We start from the raw sequence: 16,511 nt of genomic DNA, 5'->3' as shown, positions 1-16,511 counted from the left end.
TTCGATAAAGGACTCCACCACGCCGGCCATGTGAACCGATCGCTCGAGGTTTCGTTTTGTTTGTCCGGGATACGCGCCGCCGGCCTGAGTTTGTGCGGCGCAATACGATTCGATGCGATAGGCATGTCTCCTCCCTCAGGATGGTTGGGCGTATCATTTCGTGAACAAAACACCGGTTCAGGCGGCGCCCGCCGAGGGGCGACTTCCCCATGACCGGCCGGCGTGCCGCACCGCTGTCCAGCCGTGGAACTGCGCGTCTCCTCGCTGGAATCCATAGTGTCCGAGCGCGAGACCGCGCAAAATCCCCCTTAAAGGGGAGCACGATTGCATGGACGGGGGATGGCAGCCAGGGTCAACCCGAACGCCTGGAGCAGCTGATGCACGTGACAGAAGCGACGTTCCCGAACAGGCCACCTCTGTTCCTCGCAACGAAGGTCCTTCCGCCACGCCTGCCCGCCGGCCTGATCGATCGTCCGCGCCTCGCCGGTCTTGCCGCGCAGATAGAAACGAAGCGCCTGACGGTGCTCAGGGCTCCCGCTGGATTTGGCAAGACGTCGCTCGCGCTCACCTGGCTAAACATGCTGGGGACAAGCAGTGCGCGGGTCGCCTGGCTATCTCTCGACGCCGACGATGACGAACCCGCTCGATACTTCAATCATCTCGCGCAGGCGTTACGGCAAACCTGCGGCAACGTTGGCGCCTCAGTGATAGCCTTGACCGCTGAAGCGTCGTTTGTGCCGGCGTATGCGCTCGCGTCGACGCTGATTGACGAGCTTGTCGACGTCGACGACGAGGTCTACCTTTTCATCGACGACTACCACTTGATCAGCGAGGCACCGATTCACGAAGCGATGTCGCTCTTCATTGCCAAAGTGCCCTCGCAGGTCCACGTGGTGCTGTGCACCCGAACGGATCCCCCTCTTCCTACGGCCAGGCTGCGAGCCCGAAACGATCTCCTGGAAATCGACGCGTCGACGTTGCGATTCAACTTCGACGAGACGCGCCGCTTCGTCGAGCGCGAATGCCCCGGCAAGCTCCGCACTACGGACATGAAGTCGCTGTTCGCGACCACCGAAGGCTGGGCTGCCGCGCTACGCATCTCCGCTTCGGTGCTGGCCCGGGACGATCGCCCCCGAGGCTGGCGGGCCAGCGCGCCGACCGGCGCATCAAGGCCGCTTGCAGACTACCTCGAAGACATACTCCAGTCCTTACCTGCCGGGATGTTCGAGTTCATGCTGCGTACGGCGATACTCGAACGTCTGAGCGCACCGCTTTGTGAGGCGCTCACCGGCCTCAAACCGAGCCAGATCATGCTGGACGCCATTGTCGCGCGCCAGTTGCTGCTGGAGCCGCTGGACCTGGAAGGACACTGGTTCCGCTATCACCCGCTCATGGCCGAGTACCTCCAGCGTCGGCTGGAGGTCCGGTACCACGAGGAGATCGCCGACCTGCATCGCCGCGCGTGGCAATGGTACGCGGCGCAGCGCCAGTGGACCGACGCAGTCAGGCATGCGATTGCGGCCGGCGCAACCGACGATGCCATTCGCCTCATGGAACACTGCGCCATGTCCCTCCTGAAAGGAGGCGATCTGCTCACGCTGGTCGGCTGGCAGCGTCAATTCCCAGCCGACCTGATGCGGGCACAGATCACAGTCACGCTCGCAATTGCCTGGGGCACCGTACTCGCCATGCGCTTCGATGACGCGGTCACGATGCTGGATTCGATCGAACGCGATGCCGCCGACAAGGGTATCGACGCTGACCATGTCCGGTGGGAGTGCGTCGCCATTCGCTCGGCACTTGCAGCCTTACAAGATGATCCGCAAAAGGCGCTTACGCTCGCGCAAGAATATCTGGCCCGGCCGTCGCGCGATTCATGGACCACCAACGCGGTCTCAAACGTGGCGCGCTTCGCCCACTGGAAAGCGGGTAATCTTGAGGCCCTTCACGCCACACCCTGGATTCCCGACTCGATCGAGGAAGACCAACGCAGCGTATTCTCCTCGGTCTATCGGCTCTGCCTGCTCGGCCATGTGGAAATGCAGCAACTGCACTTTTCGCATGCAGAGCGCCATTTCAGCGAAGCGATGGAGCTCGCCGAGCACCATTCGGGCCCGCAGTCGATAGCGGCGGCGTTGTGCGCCCCGATGATCGCCCAATTGCGTTATGAGCAGGGCCGGCTGGACGAAGCTGAAGCGCTGCTCGTCGAGCTCATGCCGGTCATTGAACTTGCCGTATTTCTCGACAGCGTGCTGATCGGCTATCGCATACTCGTTCGAATCGCCGTGGCGCGCTCCAATTTTGCGCAGGCGTATGCCTTGCTCGACGGTGCACAGGTGCTGGGTCAGGCGCGTCGATGGAACCGGCTGATTGCCGCCGCGCTCGCGGAAAGAACTCGACTGAATCTTGCAGAAGGCAGGCTTGCCGAAGCAGGCGCGTGCGTGGCACAGCTGCGTCAGTTGGCCACCTCCAGCTCCGGGTCGTCCGCTCCGGAGTCGCCGGAGATCGAGAACTACCGGGACCTCGCGGCTGCGTGCCTGGCGATACGAAGGCAGCAAAGCCAGGAGGCGGTCGGGATTTTGAGCGGTGCACTCGAGCGTCTCGAACACCTCCACGGAAGTTATCTCGCGCTGCGACTGCGGACCCTCCTCGCGCTGGCGTGGCTGAACGCAGGCGAGCGCGATCGGGCGCTCGAGGTATTCCACGACGTTGCGACGGTCGCAGCGCCAGCCGGGATCTGCCAGTCCATTGTCGATCAAGGGCCGGAGATCGGCCCGCTATTGAAGCTGGCGCGCGACAGCGCCCGCACCCCTGCCAAAGTGCAGGAAATAGTGCCCTGGCTAGACCGACTGCTGGATAGCTGGCGATCACAGCACGAACCCAACAGCACGCCCCGGCGAGAAGGCGAGCGGACCCAGCTCAGCTCGCGAGAGCGCGGCATTGTCGAGTTGATCGCACAGGGGCAGTCGAACAAGGAAATTGCGCGTACGCTCGGAATAACACCTGAAACGGTCAAGTCCCACGTAAAGAGCATCTTTACCAAGCTGGCCGTCGACAAACGCGCTCAAGCTGTCGCGCGCGCGCAGATGCTTGGACTGGTCAAACATAACCAATAGCACGCAGTACGCGGACAGTACCTGGCTTACCGCAAGACAAGAAATACACATGCATGGATCAGGACGCCCACCGTGCCACCGACAAACGTGCCGTTGATTCGAATGAACTGCAGGTCCCGGCCTATCTCGGCCTCGAGCTTCCGGCTCACCTCCTTCGTGTCCCAGCCTTTCACGACGTCGGTGATCAGCGCCGACAGTTGATGGCGATGGCGCAACACGAGCAGGCCGGCAATATCAAGCCACCATGCGTTCAACTTGTGCTGAATGGACGGCTCACTCGCAACGCCTTTACCGATGGATACGAAGGTACCGGCGATCATGTCGCGCACCGCGGAGTGCCCGCTTCCGAGATCAGCAAGCACGTGCGCACGGACGTGATAGAGCAGGACACGGTAATAGCCCCCCTCTTCGAGATGCCGAATGCAGTCGCGCAGCAACAGTCGACCAAACCGGCGATAAACAGCTGACGTCCGCAGGTTGCTGGATAGATCTTGCACCGCCCCGTCGAACTGACGCCGAAGCGCGTGCTCGGGGTTCGCCACGACCTCATGGATGAGCGCAATGATGCCTTCGACAAACTTGTTGACGATGTATGCGTCCAGCGGCGCCGGCGTGAATTTCGACGCCTCGCCGAACTTCGCCTTGATCAGGTCCACATGGGTGCTCAACCACCTTTCCACGGCGCTCAGTCCGCGATCCAGCAAAGGCTGATGACGGTTGCCTTCGGTGAGGATATCCAGGACCTGACCCGCCATGCGAGACACCTCGAGCGTGCGCAATCGCGGAATGACGAGACGACCGAAGAGATGTTCGACGTCCGTCTCGTCCATGCCGTCGAGCAATCGGGGGAGCGAACCGGCCACCACATCCGCGATCACCGCGCTGTTTTCACGTACTGCGAGCCATCCCGCCAGCGCTTGCGCCGCGTTGAAACCACTCAGTCGCTCGACGATGATTTCGGGGGTCAGGAAGTTTTCCTCGACGAAGCTGCCCAAACTCTCGGCTATGCGCTGCTGGTTCTTCGGAATGATGGCCGTGTGCGGGACCGGAATCCCGCACGGGTGCCGGAACAACGCGACGACGGCATACCAGTCTGCAATCGCACCGACTGTACCCGCCTCGGCAAAAGCACGTGGCCACGCTAGCCAGGGATACGCAGCCTGCCAGGCCACACACGTGAGGAGTAGCACGATCATCGCCGCGAGCAAACAGGTCGCTGTCGTGCGCATGCGCTTCAGCCGAACCAGCTTTTCGTCCCAAACTGGGTCAGCCTGTGCGTGCCCGGAGTTCCTGTCTGTCCCAGTCACGAAGCTCAACTCGCCTCCTGCCGCAGGAACCGCTTCACCACCGGAGCGACTTCACTTGCCCGGGTGATCAGAAAAAGATGGCCGTCATCTATCACGTGCAGGGTCGCATTTCGAATCCTTGCCGCGAGAATCCTGGCGTTTGTGAGCGGCACGATGGGGTCGTCGCTTCCATGCATGACGAGCGTCGTTTGCCGAAGCGCGCCCAGCCACGGCAAGCTGGTCCAACCGGATGCAGCCAGCAATTGATAGAGATAGCCACGGCCGCGTGGCGCCTGGATATGGCGGCTATGTTCCTCGAGCAGCGCGGCATCGTGGCGGTAGGCGCCCCCGTATATCTCCGCCCCGATTTGCCGCAGGTACGCCGGATCGGTATAGCGTCGCGGCCCGATCAGTTTTGAAAGCACCGACAGCCGCGCAGGCACCATGATTACCCCGGGAGAGGTGGCCGCGAGAATGAGCCTGCGACAGCGCCGGGGGTAAAGGTGCGCGAACTGCTGGGCCAGCGCCCCACCCCACGATACGCCGAGCACGTCGACAGGGCCGTCGTATCCGAGCCGCGTCAGCAGCTTGTCAGACAGGACGGCAAGCGTCGAGAACCGATACGGGATCACGGGGACGGGCGAGCCGCCAACGCCGGGGGCGTCGAAGACGATGACGGTCACGTCATCCAGTGCCGCAACGAATGGTTCAACCAGTTCGAGATTTGCGCCGATGCCATTGAATAAAAGCAGCGGCGGCGAGGCGTCGCTACCACGCCGGACTGCGACACGCAGCAACTGGCCGTCCAGATCGATCGTCTGAATTTGCATGGCGTCGACACACTCCGCGCTTGTTTGTAATCCGGTCATCCGGTTGATCCTCTGTGTCGACCAGCGTTAGCGTGTCGGCTGGAGTTAGCGCTTTAGCACTTTAGCGCTTACTCCTGCCCCCTTAGCGCTTACTCTGGTCCCATGCAAGATGGTTGCTGGTTGGACGCTTGGCTTCGTATCGCTATGGCGGCGGCTCGCACCAGCCCGCCAGATCACTTCCTGGGCTGCATGAGCGCTTTCAATTCCTCGACATGCTCCGCAAAGCGCTTCGTGACGACAGCGATACTGTCGGTTTGAGCCCGGTACGCCACATCCGCGAGCTCCTGCATGTCCACGAATGCCTTTTGCAGTGTCTTTTGAACCCCTTCGCCCGTCGCAGCAGCGGGTTCGCTGCCAGTGGACCTCAAGCGGGCAACGAGCGATTGCAGTTCAGTCATCGTCGAACGCACGATATCTACCTGCTTCTGACCGAGTTGCTGTACGCCAGCGAGCGCAGTCATATTCGCCTCAGCGAGCGCTTCAATGTCCTTGCGGCGCGATTCGAGGATGGCGGCTACGTCGACGCCCGGTAGCTTGAACTGCGTGATGAGCTTCGTATATTCAGCAAAGATATTGCTGGGATGGGTCGCTGTCATGATAACTCCGTTAAAGTAGTTGCAAAAAAACGTTTTCGCTATCCGGCAATGATGCCGGTCAGGCTTCCGAAACATAGGTCCCGGGTGCTTTCACACCAGCCGGGTGTTGTTCGCTGCCTGGCGCCGCAGGCGCTGCCCGCTTGTCGCCGGACCGGGCGACCAGCCAGTCTCTCCAGTTGCCCCACCACGAGTCCGTTTCAGCCTGTGCGCCGGCAAGCCACGCATCGGCGTTCGCGGGCAACTCGGGGTTGAGGTAGTACTTTGCCTTCGGATTACCGGGAGGATTGATCAGGCTCTGGATATGACCGCTTGAACTCAGGACGAAACGGGTATTGCCACCAAACGTCGTGGCGGTGTTGTACACGCCCTTCCACGGCGTAATGTGATCCGTCATGCCTGCCACCACATACTTGTCGCACTTGACCTCGGAAAGGTCTATCGGCGTGCCCAGCACCATCAGCGCGCCTGGCTTGCTGAAGAGGTTTTGCGTGAAAATGTCGAGCAATTGCCCATGCGTCTTCGCCGGCAGCCGAGTCGTATCGTTGTTCCAGTAAAGGACGTCAAAAGCAGGTGGTGCGTTGCCCAGCAAGTAGTTGTTGACCCAGTAGTTCCACACCAGATCGTTGGGCCTCATCCAGGCGAAGACGCGTCCCATTTCCTCGCCCGCCAGCACCCCACGTGAAATGCTGTGCTGCTTCGCCGCCGCAATGGCCTCAGGCGTTGCAAAGAGGCCGAGTTGCGAGTCGGCGGTGTTGTCGAGTACGGCAACCATCAGCGTGGTCGCATTGACCGTCTTTTCACCCTGGCTCGCGAGATGTCCAAGCAAAGCCGAAATGGTCATCGCCCCCGAGCAGGCGCCGTGCAGGTTGACGTCGTCGCACCCGGTGATCTCGCGCACAGCCGCAATGGCTTCCACGAGCGCGCTGACGTACGTGTCCAGATCCCAGTGGCTTTGAGCCGCGGTCGGATTGCGCCAGCTGACGACAAAAACCTGGAGCTCGTTCTTGACCAGATAGTCGACGATGCTCTTGCCCTCGGAGAGATCGAAGATGTAGAACTTGTTGATCTGCGGCGGCACGATCAGCTGCGGCCGGCTGTAGACTTCCTGCGTCGCCGGCGCGTACTGGATCAGTTCTAGCACTTCGTTGCGAAAGACGACCGCGCCTTTGGATGTACCGAGGTTCCTGCCTACGTCGAAAGCCGTCTTGTTGACCTGCGCGGGCATCCCGTGATTCTTGAGCAGGTCCATCACGATGTTGTTGCAGCCGTCCAGCAGGCTGGCGCCACCCGTATCAATGACCTTCTTGAGCGCCGCAGGATTGCCCAGCAGCGTGTTAGTCGGGGACGCCGCGTCCGTAATGAGCGACATTACAAACCGCGCGCGCTCCTTGTTATCAGGATCCAGCCCGGAGCGCTCGACGAAACCTGCAAGGGCATTGCGCCACGCGAGGTAGCCTTGCAGCGTCACGCGATACAGCGAATTGTTCTGCCATGCGGCGTCGGTGAAGCGTTTGTCGCCCTTTGGCGGCGTAGATTCCGCGCTACCCGAGAAAAGCCCGAAAAGCTCGCGAGCGAAAGCCGCTTCCTGCTCCATGACCAACCCAGGTTGCCGCCATGCCTGAGCGCCGATTTGCTGCGCAGTTGCGACGATATCGCATGGCCGCAGACCGACAAAGGGATTGGGACCCAGCATTCCCTCAGCAGCCGACGCCGCGAGATCATCGGCCTTGTCGCCTTGCTGCGGGCTTTCAGTGGTTACCGCCATTTTGCTGCTCCTTCAGGAATATCTTCCGCTGCGCCAAAAGTCATGAATCACGCGACCAGCATCGCAAGGGTTTCTGCAACCAGTGCCGGCTTGTCCTCGCCATCGATCTGCAGTTCGTTCATTGCCTTGATGAGGATGCGGCCGCCGCCCTTGTTCTCCGCCGACACGAGCGTGACACGACTACGCACCCGCGCACCTGCCTTGACGGGCGTCATGAAACGCACTTTGTCCAGACCGTAGTTGAGCCCCGCCGAAGCGTCCTTGGGAACGATGCCGATCTCGATCGCGAGGCCCGCCAGCAACGACAGGGTCAAATAACCGTGTGCGATCGTGCCGCCGAACGGGCTCTCGCGCTTCGCCCGCTCCTCGTCCACGTGAATCCATTGCCTGTCGCCCGTACACTCGGCGAACGCGTTGATACGCATCTGATCGACAACGACCCAGTTCGATACTCCCAGCTCGCGACCCACGAAGTCGCCGATGTTGGCCACGCTGTAATTGCCCGTGCTCATCGCTTCCACTCCCGGAAATTTTCTTGACAATCAGGCGAACTGCTCGCGCAGCCACTTCTTGTTCATCTTGCCGACACTCGTCTTGCTGATCGCATCGACGAACTTCACGATCTGCGGCACCGCGTATTTCGATATCTTTCCGGATGTGCTGAACGACAATACGTGCTGCTTGATGTCGTCCTCCGTGACTGCCGCCCCCTCCTTGAGCACGACCACCGCCACCGGTCGCTCCCCCCACTTCTCATCCTTGATGCCGATGACGGCCACTTCGGAAACACCCTCGTATTGCGAAATCAGATCTTCTATCTCGAGCGATGAAACCCACTCGCCGCCGGACTTGATCACGTCCTTCGAACGGTCGGTGATTTGTATGTTGCCCGTTGGATCGATATTGGCAATGTCCTGCGTATGGAGATAGCCGCCGGCCCAAAGCTGTTGGGAAGCCTCGGGATTGTTCAGATAGCCCTGCGTGAGCCACGGGGCGCGCACGACGATCTCGCCAGTGGCTTTGCCGTCGTGGACGAGCTCGTCCATGTTGTCGTCGACGACACGCAGGTCAACGAGAGGAACAGGCCGACCGGTCTTGCAGCGCAGGCGAAGCTGCTCGTCGGCGCCGAGCTTTTCGGTCCCGGGTGGAAGTTGCGCGAGACTGAGCACGGGGCAAGTCTCCGACATCCCGTAACCGACAAACACATCGATGCCCCGGTCTAGCGCCGCCTGGGCGAGGCCTTGCGGCAACGCGCCACCGCCGATGACGATCTTCCACTTGCTCAAGTCCGTCGCCTTCCCCTCCGCGCACGAGAGCAGCATGTGCAGGATCGTGCCGACGCAATGTGAAAACGTGACGCCCTCTTCGCGCACGAGTCGTGCGAGCCGGTCCGGCAGGTAGCGCCCGGGATAGACCTGCTTCACACCCATAACCGTTGCGATATACGGCATGCCCCACGCGTGCACGTGAAACATCGGGGTGAGTGGCATGTACACGTCGCCACGATGGAAACGCTGTCCCGAGACAGGGCTCGCCAGTGCCGCCATCAGGGTGATGGTGTGCAGAACCAGTTGCCGATGCGTAAAGTAGACGCCCTTGGGAAGACCGGTCGTACCGGTGGTGTAGAACGTCGTTGCACGCGTGTTCTCGTCAAAATCGGGGAACGCGTAGCTCGTGCTGTTCGCCGCCAACATGGCCTCGTATTCAGCCGAGAAGGGAATATTGTGTGCACAAGCTTCGGCGCCTCGCTCATCGATCCAGATGAAAGTACGCACTGTTTCCAGTTTGTCCTTGATCGCTTCGACGACGGGCAGAAAATCGGTGTGCACCAGCAGGACTTCTGCGCCGGCGTGATTGATCGTGTAGGCGATTTCAGCCGGGGACAGACGCACGTTCACGGTCTGCAAGACAGCGCCCATCATCGGAACAGCGAAATAGCATTCGAGATAGCGGTGGCTGTCCCAATCCATCACCCCGACGGTGCTGCCATGCTGCACGCCAAGTTGGCTCAAACCGTTGGCGAGACGTGCAATACGCTCGCGCAAGGTCGCATAGGTCATCCGGAACTGATCCCGGTAGACGATCTCCTCGTCCTGCGCCTGAACGAACGGCGTGAGCAACAGCTGCTTGATCAGCAACGGATAGGCGTAGGCGGTGGACCCTGGCGTCTTGACTTCGTCGTGCATCGATATCTCCTTTAGTCCAAATATGAATTGCGAGCGAATGCTGATCTGGTTATTTTTCTCGGCCTGCTGTGGCATCGCGTTGGGACAATGATCCAGGTGTCAGGACTCGGGAAGTACCCCCTGAATGGGGGAGTGCTGTGGATACAGTCGGGGGAGACAGGCTTTTGCATGTGCGTATTTCCCGCGTCTCGCCGCTGGACAACACAAACAAAAGCGCGCCAGGTGGACCTTGCATGGCGATTTTCCACAGGGATAGAATGAATTGAGCTTCTCGATCAGTGGCCCGAACCCGATAATGGGGTGGAGGCCTCCGGCCGCGCGGTCCGATATGGACGCGTTGGAGGCCGCATCAACTTGCGATCGTCCGTCGCGTTTTCAACACATGTATACATTGACCGCTTCAAAATGGCATTCATGACCGACACGTCCGAAGAAATGCGGACAAACCAGTGGTTCTGCGCCTTGCCTGCGGTCGAGCAGGAGGCGCTTATCCAGCGAAGCGAATTGATCACGCTGCAGGCTGGCGAATTTCTGTTCCGCCGCGGCGATACGCCGACCAGCTTCTGTGGTCTCAAAGACGGCAGACTCAAAGCCTTCACGCTTCGCGAAGACGGCAAGGAGGCGATCCTGGCCGTCATCGAAGCCGGTAACTGGTTTGGACAGACTTCCATGACCAGTCGCCAGCCACGTGCACGTGATGTCGTAGCGATCGAGCGCTCGACCGTCTTCGTGGTCAGGACAGCAGCGTTTGAAGAACTGATGCAGAGTCAAGCGTTCCTCCGGGCCATCGCCGAATTGCAGTCCATCCACATCAACTGGCTCTATCGCATGGTCGAAGATGCCACCCTCCACTCGACGCGCGCACGTGTTGCGCGGCGCCTGCTGCTGCTCGCGGCGGGCGACGTGGCAACGTGGCCACAGAGTCGCCAGGACGTCAGCGTCTCCCAGGACACACTGGCCATGATGCTCGGCATCACGCGCCAGACACTGTCGCTGGAGCTCAAGGCAATGGCCGAAAAAGGAGCGATCGCTCTCCGGTATGGTCGAATCGAAATATGTTCGAAGGACATCCTCGCGTCCTTTCAGGATTCCTAGTGATCGCTCCCGCCGGTGCGCTCCCGAGCCGCTCGTCGTCCCGAAGCTAGAACGTATGCCGTACGCCAGCCATGATGCCTAGCTGGGTCGTGCCGTACGCCGAGCTCAGGGCGTTGATGCCCTGGAACTGGGCGCCAACCATTCCGCCGCGGTACAGCGAGTAGTCGGCTTCCAGATAGGTATCCGTGCGTTTCGACCAGCTATAGTCCGCCAGCAGCTGGAATTGCGTCGCGTTCCCGTTGGCTGCCTGCGTCTTCCCGGTCTGAATCGTGCGCCACACGTTCGCAGAAAGGTGCGTCGCGTCCCCTATCAGCTGCGTGACCCCACCATAAAACATTTGCCGGGAACTGAACGTATTGAATTTCAGCGCGGTCAATTCCGGCTGACTGAATGGACCGTTAGGGAAATTGCCGACAAATCTGGCGTCCTGCCTGTTCACGGCCCAGCCGGCAATAAGCGTCGTTTCTTCGAACGAATAGGACCCGCCGGCAGTCCAGGATTTGAAGTGCGCGGAGCCGTTCACGGCATCGCGCGAGTCAAGGTACGCGGCAGCCAGGCGCAATGGCTGACCGGGCAAATAGAGAATCGATGCCCCAATCTGACTTCCCGAACCAAATGCGCCTGCATTGCCACCAAACGCGTAGGACACCTCAGCCGTCAGGTATTGCCATCGCGCGGCGTATTTGACCATGTTGCTGGTCCACACGCCCTGAGCCATCGTGACTTCCGGCCGAAACTGGTAGAAGGTCGGCAGCCATGGATTAGTTATGAAGGCGCTCAGAACAGCGTCGGCAAGCGGGTTGAGCTGGCGGCCCATTGTCAGCTTTCCGTAACTGCTCGACTGCACGCCAACAAATGCGGTATTGAAGAACGGATAAGCGGGGTCGGTCGCCCCGGAGTTCGGGAAGAAGCGATTCTCGAACTGGAATACGACCTTCGTTCCGCCGCCGATGTCTTCCGCTCCCCTGAATCCCCAAGTACTCTCGTTTGCGCCGTTGGCGAGCTGCACGCGAGAATCGCCTTGCGGATTCGCATGAGTCGTGTAGCGAATTCCCTCATCGACGAGGCCAAAAAGCGTTACCGACGACTGCGCGGCTGCTGAGACGGAATACAGCGTCGCAGTAGACATGATGGCAGCCAGCAGGCTGGCCTTGCGTCGATGCAACTCTTTTTCGGACAATCTCCTTACCTTCCTCATTTATAAACTCCGATATTATGATTATGTCGCACTACGAACTATATGAACCACATCTACAACTTATTGATTGCCAGCAAAGTTCGAGCGCTTGATTTCTGCTTGTTGCGTGACTCGACGGGCCGCGATGACTTGATCAACCTGCGGACTCGACGAAAACTTCGTCCTTGACGGCACTGGCTCCGATCAAGGCGTTGTGCCCACAACCACACGTTGCCCGGAAACGTTGACCACAACTGCCAGAAAATTTACATTCCGCGCTGCGAACGCATCGACCACTGCGGCACGCCTTATTCCATCGCATTGAACGGGCGTGCGGGATAACCCTACGCCTGGCAAAGCAGATCGCGCAGGCGCCGGCAAACGAGAACATCTCCCCCGATATGCTTCAGGGGCGACCTTCGGATTGGGCGTTTCGACTGCGCGCTTCCTCTTCCTGCAGCAGTCTCCACTGGATCTTTCCGCTCGAAGTACGGGGCAAGCTGGTGGCAAACTGAACGACACGTGGGACCTTATAGGACGCCATGCGCTCGCGGGCCCATGACACAATGTCTTCTTCCGTCGCGTATTCGCCGCTCCGTAGCACGATGAGCGCCTTTACCGACTCGCCTCGGCGCGGATCGTGAGTCGCAATGACACACGCCTCCTGGACAGCGGGATGCTCGAACAGCATGGCCTCGACCTCGGCCGGCCAGACTTTGTAGCCGGAGGCATTGATCATGCGCTTCAGCCGGTCGACGACGAAGAAATAGCCGTCCCGATCGACGTAGCCGAGGTCTCCGGTGCGCAGGTAGCGCTTCCCATCGATCAGAACGAATGCATCTCGCGTAGATTCCGGCGCCTTCCAGTACCCATCGAATACTTGAGGTCCGCTGACGAGAATCTCGCCTGTTTCTCCTTCGCCGAGAGGCTCGAGCGTCTCGGGATCGACGACGAGTGAATCCGTGCTGAAGACCGGCACACCCATGCACTGTTGCTTGCTGTGCTTCGGTGGATTGATGTGGGTCGCCGCCATCGTCTCGGTGAGACCGTACCCTTCTACGTACGGGATGCCCCAACGCTCCTCTATCTGCCGTGCGACAGCCTGCGGCATCGCGGCGCCGCCGCCGCTCAGGTACGCAATGGAACTCAGGTCGAACCTGTCGACGTCCGCCAGGTTCAGCAGGTCGATGAGCATCGTGGGAACAGTGATCCACGTGCTTACGCGGTAGCGTTCGATCACGTGCGCGGCACATTTCGCGTCCCAGCGGGTCATGATCGCCATCGTGGCGCCGATGAATATCGGCATGTTCATGCAGTTCTGCATGCCGGTGACGTGAAACAACGGCACGGAGCACAGCATCACGCTCTTGTTCGCGAGGCTCGGCCATTCAGCGCACGAGACCGTCGAATGCATCACACTGCGATGTGTATGGATGCACCCTTTGGGGCGACCGGTCGTCCCGGACGTATACGGAATGACTGCCAGATCCTCGGGCCGGGATTCGTGGTCGCGCGGAATGCACGCGCGCGAGAGCGCGTCGTTCCAGCCGATGGGGGCAGCATGGCCGTCGACAGATTCTGCATGAGGCTGCGGTCCGGGCGATGTCAGGACATCGGGCAGCGGGAGATCGGTCTGGTCGTGAAGATAGTCGGCATAACGTGCAGGGATCACATAGTCCACGTGGCGGCCCGACAGCGACCGTACGTGCTCCATGAGTTCTTCGCCGACGAAGGCGACTCTAGCCCCACTATCTTCGAATATGTGTTGCAGCTCCGAAGTCCGGTTCATCGGGTTGACGGGCACGACTACCGCATCCGCGCGCAGCACCGCATAGAAAGCGACGACGAACTGCGGACTGTTCTGCATGTACAGGACGACGCGGTCACCCCGGGTTATGCCGCAGTGCTGCTGCAGGAAACCCGCCATCGCTTGAACTTCGTATTGCAACTGCCGGTAGGTTACGGTACTGCCGTAGTAAAGGATTGCTGCCTTTTCTGGATGGCGGCTCGAGGAGACTTCGAGATTGGTGTACAGCGATGTCTGCGGCGCGGATAGTTGCCGCAGCGTGTCGACCAGTCGACGCGTTGATGTTGCCGTCATGTCTACTCCGGGCATGAGACGAAATGCAGTGATATGGCGAAGCGCCTTGAAACCGATTGCTTGCGTCACTGGCAAACCGCTTGTGACGCAAGCGGGACCTGCCCACGCCGGCGACGCGTGAGCAGGTTGTCGCATCCGAACCTGGCGCCATGCGCGAGGCGGATGCGTCTCTCTACTTCTGAAGGAGCTCGCGGCTCCACTGGCCGATTTCTTCGAGCGTCCCGGCGGTTTCCGGCAAGAACGGGAAGAGCGTGAAGACGTGAACCGAATCGGCCACCATCTTCAACTTCACGTTCGCGCCGGCTGCCTTTGCCCGCTCCGCAAAACGAGTCGTGTCGCTTTCCAGCACCTCTCCCTCGACGGCCGCAAGGAATACCGGCGGAAGCTCTGCGAGATCCGCGAACAGCGGCGACACCATCGGATCGGTCGGCTCATGGCCCTGGAAGTAAGACGCGACGAGGTTGGACAACGTCTCGCGATTCGCGGCCGGGTCGTCTCCCGAATTCGTCATGACGGAGGGGCCACCAAGCGTGAGGTCGGTGAGCGGGCAGATTGCAATGACGCCGGCCGGCAACGGCAGCCTCGCGCGACGCAACGCAGCAGCCAGCGCCAGGGCGAGGCCGCCCCCGGACGATTCGCCGCTCAGGAACACCGTCGACGGATCGACACCCGAAGCGAGCAAGCCGCGATACGCGCTGAAGGCGTCATCGAATGCCGCCGGATACGGATGCTCGGGCGCAAGGCGATAGTCGACCGTGTAGCACGGAGCGTTCAGGGCGCGCGAGAGACGGCTTGCGTATTCAATCGAGCTCTTCGCCGAACCCAGCACGTAGCCGCCGCCATGGAAATGCAACACGGTCGCCTTGTGAGGGGCTCCCGCTGCAACCACACGCAACGCGCTCACCCCGTGAAGATCGACGTCCGTCACTTCGGTGCTTGCCGGCGCCGGGAACTGCTCCAGCAGGAACCGTTCGTAGGCCGCACGCTGCCCCCGGTCGCCACGCGCAATGTCATCCGGCTTGAACACGCCCTTCCAGAGATCGAAAGCGCGCTGGCTCTCGGGGCGCGCCATCCGTTTTCCTTCGCGTGCCGCGCTCAAGCCTACGACCTCGCCCGGTGGCAGCCTGGCGGCCTCGAGGACGTCGTGCCCCCAGGCGAACGACCACGAAGCCTCTGCCAGCGGATCGATACGCGAGAGTCCCTTCAGTCGCCCGTTGCGCTGGCGTACCCGCGCCTCGTCGGGCTCGTGTGCCCAATCGACGACAAATCGCGCTCCGGCCTGAATCCGCGTAGTACGCGGCTGGCGGCGCCGTTCGTATTCCAGCAGCGCGTCCTGAACGCCGGCCGGGCCATGGTTCTTGAGACAGGTGGCAAGGACCCAGGCGTCTTCGATCGCCTGGCAGGCGCCTTGCGCCAGGTAGGGCACCATCGCATGCGCAGCATCGCCGAGCAGGGCGATTCGTCCGGTACTCCAGTGTTCGATTGGATCGCGGTGGTACATCCCCGTGATGAACGTTGAGTCGACGGCTTCCAGCATTTTCTGGACGGTTGGCTCGGAACCCGCGAACGAGCGCCGCAGTTGCGCGACGTCCCCCGACTGCGTCCACGACTCGCGGCTCACTTCGGTTGCCGGCACCGACGCAAGAATGCTGTAGAGGTCCTTGCGCACCCAGTACGAGACGATATTCCTGCCCACGCCGAACCAGTTGTTCCCCGCCACCGGCAACTTCAGGCCCTTGAGCCGGTCGGCAGGAATGAGCGAGCGCCACATCAGGATATTGGCGAACTGCTTCTCCTCGGGTCCCCGGAGGGCCGTCCGAACGGCGGAGTGAATGCCATCCGCGCCGATCACGGCGTCGCCACGAATCACTTCGCCATTTTGCAGCGTGACGCAGGCGCCCTCCTCGTCCTGGGAAACCGACGCGCATTGCGCCCCCAGCCGGATCACATTGGGCGGTACGGCCTTCGCGAGCAAGTCGATCAGGTCGGCACGGTGGACGTTGTAGAGCAGCGCGCCGTAACGTGCCTCTGCCTCCTTGCCCAATGGAGCAACGTACAGGAGACGCCCTGTCGACAGTTCGAGGTAGTCAAAGCGTTCCGGCACGGTCGCAATGCTCGCCAGCGCCGGCTCGAGCCCCAGTTCCCGGAGCACGATCGTGCCGTTCGCGGCGATCTGAACGCCCGCTCCGACCTCCGTCAATTGCGGGGCACGCTCCAGTACAATCGGCTCGATGCCGTGGCGCAGCAGCGCCAGAGCGGTCGTTAAGCCACCAATGCCTCCTCCAACAACTACGACTTTCATGTTAAGTTTCTCCAACTG

At 60.9% G+C, this 16,511-nt stretch carries 11 protein-coding genes; 2 read left to right on the top strand and 9 right to left on the bottom strand.

The window, feature by feature from the left end; genetic code table 11:
• Positions 1-209: 209 nt before the first annotated feature.
• Positions 210-3,116 carry a LuxR C-terminal-related transcriptional regulator gene (locus tag P3T16_RS07140; protein WP_429341681.1) on the top strand — a complete coding sequence of 969 codons (2,907 nt, stop codon included), beginning with the start codon at positions 210-212 and terminating at the stop codon, positions 3,114-3,116.
• A 26-nt stretch (positions 3,117-3,142) separates the two neighbouring features.
• Here the strand turns inward: P3T16_RS07140 and P3T16_RS07135 are convergent, their stop codons facing one another.
• The 6 genes from P3T16_RS07135 to P3T16_RS07110 form a co-directional block, all read right to left on the bottom strand.
• Positions 3,143-4,423: a DUF445 domain-containing protein gene (locus tag P3T16_RS07135; RefSeq protein WP_429341734.1), complete on the bottom strand. Its 1,281-nt coding sequence runs from the start codon at positions 4,421-4,423 to the stop codon at positions 3,143-3,145.
• A 5-nt stretch (positions 4,424-4,428) separates the two neighbouring features.
• Positions 4,429-5,271 carry a poly(3-hydroxyalkanoate) depolymerase gene (gene phaZ, locus P3T16_RS07130; protein ID WP_429341680.1) on the bottom strand — a complete coding sequence of 281 codons (843 nt, stop codon included), beginning with the start codon at positions 5,269-5,271 and terminating at the stop codon, positions 4,429-4,431.
• 173 nt (positions 5,272-5,444) lie between these two features.
• On the bottom strand, positions 5,445-5,867 hold the full coding sequence (locus P3T16_RS07125; protein WP_429341679.1) for a phasin family protein: 423 nt from the start codon (positions 5,865-5,867) through the stop codon (positions 5,445-5,447).
• Between the two features lie 58 nt (positions 5,868-5,925).
• The gene (locus tag P3T16_RS07120) at positions 5,926-7,632 is read right to left on the bottom strand and encodes an alpha/beta fold hydrolase (protein ID WP_429341678.1); all 1,707 of its coding nucleotides are present in this window, start codon (positions 7,630-7,632) and stop codon (positions 5,926-5,928) included.
• 47 nt (positions 7,633-7,679) lie between these two features.
• Positions 7,680-8,144: a MaoC family dehydratase gene (locus P3T16_RS07115; protein WP_429341677.1), complete on the bottom strand. Its 465-nt coding sequence runs from the start codon at positions 8,142-8,144 to the stop codon at positions 7,680-7,682.
• A 30-nt stretch (positions 8,145-8,174) separates the two neighbouring features.
• A complete protein-coding gene (locus P3T16_RS07110) occupies positions 8,175-9,818 on the bottom strand; it encodes a fatty acid--CoA ligase (protein ID WP_429341676.1) in 1,644 nt (547 codons plus the stop codon).
• A 405-nt stretch (positions 9,819-10,223) separates the two neighbouring features.
• Here P3T16_RS07110 and P3T16_RS07105 point away from each other — a divergent pair, with 405 nt between their 5' ends.
• Positions 10,224-10,913: a Crp/Fnr family transcriptional regulator gene (locus P3T16_RS07105; RefSeq protein WP_429259718.1), complete on the top strand. Its 690-nt coding sequence runs from the start codon at positions 10,224-10,226 to the stop codon at positions 10,911-10,913.
• A gap of 46 nt (positions 10,914-10,959) precedes the next feature.
• On the opposite strand, the gene P3T16_RS07100 is transcribed toward P3T16_RS07105, so the two are convergent.
• The 3 genes from P3T16_RS07100 to P3T16_RS07090 all read right to left on the bottom strand — a co-directional run bounded on the left by P3T16_RS07100 (position 10,960) and on the right by P3T16_RS07090 (position 16,493).
• Positions 10,960-12,042, bottom strand: coding sequence for a porin (locus P3T16_RS07100; protein WP_429341675.1), 1,083 nt, complete (start codon positions 12,040-12,042; stop codon positions 10,960-10,962).
• Between the two features lie 454 nt (positions 12,043-12,496).
• Positions 12,497-14,191: a long-chain-fatty-acid--CoA ligase gene (locus tag P3T16_RS07095; RefSeq protein ID WP_429259720.1), complete on the bottom strand. Its 1,695-nt coding sequence runs from the start codon at positions 14,189-14,191 to the stop codon at positions 12,497-12,499.
• Between the two features lie 172 nt (positions 14,192-14,363).
• A complete protein-coding gene (locus tag P3T16_RS07090) occupies positions 14,364-16,493 on the bottom strand; it encodes an alpha/beta hydrolase fold domain-containing protein (RefSeq protein WP_429341674.1) in 2,130 nt (709 codons plus the stop codon).
• Positions 16,494-16,511: the final 18 nt, after the last annotated feature.

This window comes from Paraburkholderia sp. GAS42 (assembly GCF_050436565.1).
In the GTDB taxonomy this organism is placed as follows: domain Bacteria; phylum Pseudomonadota; class Gammaproteobacteria; order Burkholderiales; family Burkholderiaceae; genus Paraburkholderia.
The sequence above is the reverse complement of the archived record's forward strand: the minus strand, read 5'-3'. Positions and strand labels throughout refer to the sequence as shown.